The sequence below is a fragment of the Streptomyces sp. NPDC026515 genome (assembly GCF_055567595.1).
Genome location: NZ_JBVHQD010000053.1, coordinates 1 through 2,955, shown reverse-complemented (window position 1 = coordinate 2,955; position 2,955 = coordinate 1). Strand labels below are relative to the sequence as shown.

The following is a 2,955-nucleotide window of genomic DNA, read 5'->3' as shown; positions in this document are numbered from 1 at the left end:
ACGTCCTCTGGGCCCTCCTACGAGACAGACGGCCCTATGAGTCCGTACCACCCACTGCCCAAGCGGCTTGACAGACCGCATTAGGAATCAGTGTCTCGTGTGTCCAAGATCAGGGGTCAAGGCCCGGGGGTGCAACTTCCCTTAGCGGGCCGCTCACGCGGGTCGGGCCGGTCGGCTGGCGATCGTCTGTTTGTCCGGTAGACACAGCGGCAGTCGACCGGCCGGATCTTTCACCGCCTTGGACGGGACGGTCTCCCTGCCCGCCTGTTGAGCGGGTCTTTGAGTACCGGGTGGTGCGGGAGGATGTTTGGGTCGGTCGTGAGGCGGCCGGTGGCGTAGGTGGTGTGTGTAGCGCGAGAGGGCGGAGTGTTCCGTCAGCGGGAGTTGGTGGTCGCGGCCTGTTCGATGATGCGGGTGACCGCGCCGGGCTGGGAGACCGTGACGGCGTGCGAGGCGTCGATCTCGGTGGTGTGGGAGTGGGCGCGGTGGGCCATCCAGCGCTGTGCGGCCACGGGGATGTTCTTGTCCTGGCGGGTGATCAGGTTCCAGGAAGGGATGGACTTCCAGGCGGTGGCGGTCGCGGTCTCATCCAGGGCGTTCGCCGCGATGGGGTGCTGGGTGACGGCCATGCGGGCGGCTTCCTTGGCGGAGACGTCGGCGGCGAACTGGCCCCGGAACTTGTCGGGCCGGATGTAGAGATCGGTGCCGGTGCTGCCGTCGGGCTGCGGGAAGGGCACCTTGTTCAGGGTGGCGCCGAGGGTGCTCCCGGGGAACTTGCCCGACAGCTCGCTCGCGCTCTCGCCCCGGTCGGGTGTGAATGCGGCGATGTAGACGAGGGCCTTGACGTTCTTGTTGTTGGCGGCGGCCTCGCTGATGACCGAGCCGCCGTAGGAGTGGCCGGCCAGGACGACGGGGCCCTTGACGCTGTGCAGGACGCTGGCGAGGTATGCGGCGTCGCTGTGGAGTCCACGCAGGGGGTTCGCCGGAGCGATCACGTGGTAGCCGTGGCGCTCAAGGCGGTCGATGACCCCGTTCCAGCTCGCCGACTCCGCGAAGGCACCGTGTACCAGCACCACCGTCGGCTTCTGCTGATGCTTGTGGTTCTGCGCGGTGTCCGTGTCGGTCGCCGGACCCGCGTTGGCGGCGGCCAGTCCTGCCGCGCCCAGGACCGTGGCGGCCCCCATGGCGGCGGTGGCCAGCAGCGAACGGCGCACGATCGACTTGCTCATGATCAATCCCTTGTCAGGTGGTGTTCACGGCCCGGTCGGGCCGATTCCAGAACCTAGCCCACGATTCCCTCGTGTGCAAGTTAATCGGGTGTGGTGCAATAGAGGGCAGGGAAGTGCTTGTCCCTCACACTCGGCAGGCCGCCAGGTCAGACCACGAGACTCCCGAAAGGCGTACCGCAATGACGCCCCGTACCACCGGACCCGCCCCGTCCGCGCCGGCTGACAGCCCGGCGGGCGACGAGCCTTCGCTGTACCTGGAGGATCAGTTCTGCTTCACCCTCTACAGCGCCTCGCGCGCCGTCACCGCGGCGTACCGCCCCCTGCTCGACCGGCTGGGCCTGACCTACCCGCAGTACCTCGTCATGCTCGTCCTGTGGCAGCACGGCACGATCACCGTGAAGGACCTCGTCCTCACTCTCAACCTCGACTACGGCACGCTCACGCCCCTGCTCAAGCGCCTGGAGACGGCAGGACTTCTCGAACGCCGACGCCGCGCCGAGGACGAGCGGGTGGTCGACATCACCCCGACCCAGGACGGCCTCGACCTCCGCCGTCTCGCCCTCGCCATCCCCCCGGCCCTAGACGAAGCCTTCAACCTCCCCGGCCAGGACATCGTGACGGCCAACGCGGTCCTCACGCAGCTCATCCGTAACCTCACCCACGCCGAATAAGACGTCGTCTCATTTGGAGTGCTCGGTAATCTTCACCGTGTGGTGATGGTCGAGCGAATGGTGCCGGACGAGTTGTGGGAGCTGTTCCAGCGGGTGGTCCCACCTGCTCCAACACGGCCGCAGGGCGGAGCCCGGCGCCGGTACGGGGACCGCGAGGTCCTCGCGGCGATCATCTTCGTGGCCACGACCGGCTGCACCTGGCGGCAGCTGCCGCCGGTCTTCGGCCCGTCGGGACCGACGGCGCACCGGCGCTTCACCGAATGGACCGCCGCCCGGGTCTGGGCAAAGCTACACCGCGTCATCCTTGACGAACTCGGCTCGCGCGGAGACCTGGACTGGTCGCGCTGCGCCATCGACTCGGTGAACATGCGGGCCTTGAAAGGGGGGACCTGACAGGTCCGAATCCTGTGGACAGGGGCAAGAAGGGCTCGAAGATCCACTTGATCACCGAGCGGACCGGTTTACCCCTCTCCATCGGAATCTCCGGCGCGAACCTCCACGACAGCCAGGCACTCGAACCGCTCGTGCGCGGCATCCCGCCGATCCGCTCCCGCCGCGGCCCGCGCAGACGACGGCCCGCCAAGCTGCACGCGGACAAGGGCTACGACTACGACCACCTGCGCCGATGGCTACGCAAGCGAGGCATCCGTCACCGCATCGCCCGCAAGGGCATCGAGTCATCCACCCGGCTCGGCCGGCACCGCTGGACGATCGAGCGCACGATGTCCTGGCTGGCCGGCTGCCGTCGCCTGCACCGCCGCTACGAGCGCAAGGCCGAACACTTCCTGGCCTTCACCGCCATCGCCTGCAGCCTCATCTGCTACCGCAGACTCACCAAATGAGACGACGTCTAAACCCTGGCAGCGGCGGAACGACGGCACCGCGGGGGCCTGAACACCGCGCCCTGAGAACGGAGTTGACGAGACTTCGGGCGTCTCCGTTCACGTTGCGTGTGCTGCTGGGAGTGTCTGATCGTTTGTGGGTGGCCTGGTGTGGTTGTTCGTGATTAGCGGTCGGTGACGCGGTCGCCGTAGTAGCTGGCGAGGCTGTTGATG

Annotated in this window: 3 protein-coding genes; 2 read left to right on the top strand and 1 reads right to left on the bottom strand. The window is 67.5% G+C overall.

What is annotated here, in order from left to right; translation table 11 throughout:
* Window positions 1-374: 374 nt before the first annotated feature.
* Complete coding sequence (locus ACZ4O3_RS44015; RefSeq protein WP_467728023.1) at window positions 375-1,229, bottom strand: alpha/beta fold hydrolase; 855 nt, start codon at window positions 1,227-1,229, stop codon at window positions 375-377.
* Between the two features lie 179 nt (window positions 1,230-1,408).
* Here ACZ4O3_RS44015 and ACZ4O3_RS44010 point away from each other — a divergent pair, with 179 nt between their 5' ends.
* Entirely contained in the window at window positions 1,409-1,900 is a 492-nt protein-coding gene (locus tag ACZ4O3_RS44010) for a MarR family winged helix-turn-helix transcriptional regulator (protein ID WP_467728021.1), read from the top strand.
* A gap of 45 nt (window positions 1,901-1,945) precedes the next feature.
* Window positions 1,946-2,742 (top strand): IS5 family transposase gene (locus tag ACZ4O3_RS44005; RefSeq protein WP_467728020.1). Its coding sequence is split into 2 segments (ribosomal slippage): window positions 1,946-2,281 and window positions 2,284-2,742, totalling 795 coding nucleotides; the frame shifts between segments, so codons are not numbered across the junction.
* The last annotated feature ends 213 nt before the right edge of the window (window positions 2,743-2,955 follow it).

Bases quoted from the DNA above. Each gene is read 5' to 3' on its own strand.
- ACZ4O3_RS44010 (WP_467728021.1), top strand. From the start codon at position 1,409: ATGACGCCCCGTACCACCGGACCCGCCCCGTCCGCGCCGGCTGACAGC.
- ACZ4O3_RS44015 (WP_467728023.1), bottom strand. From the start codon at position 1,229: ATGAGCAAGTCGATCGTGCGCCGTTCGCTGCTGGCCACCGCCGCCATG.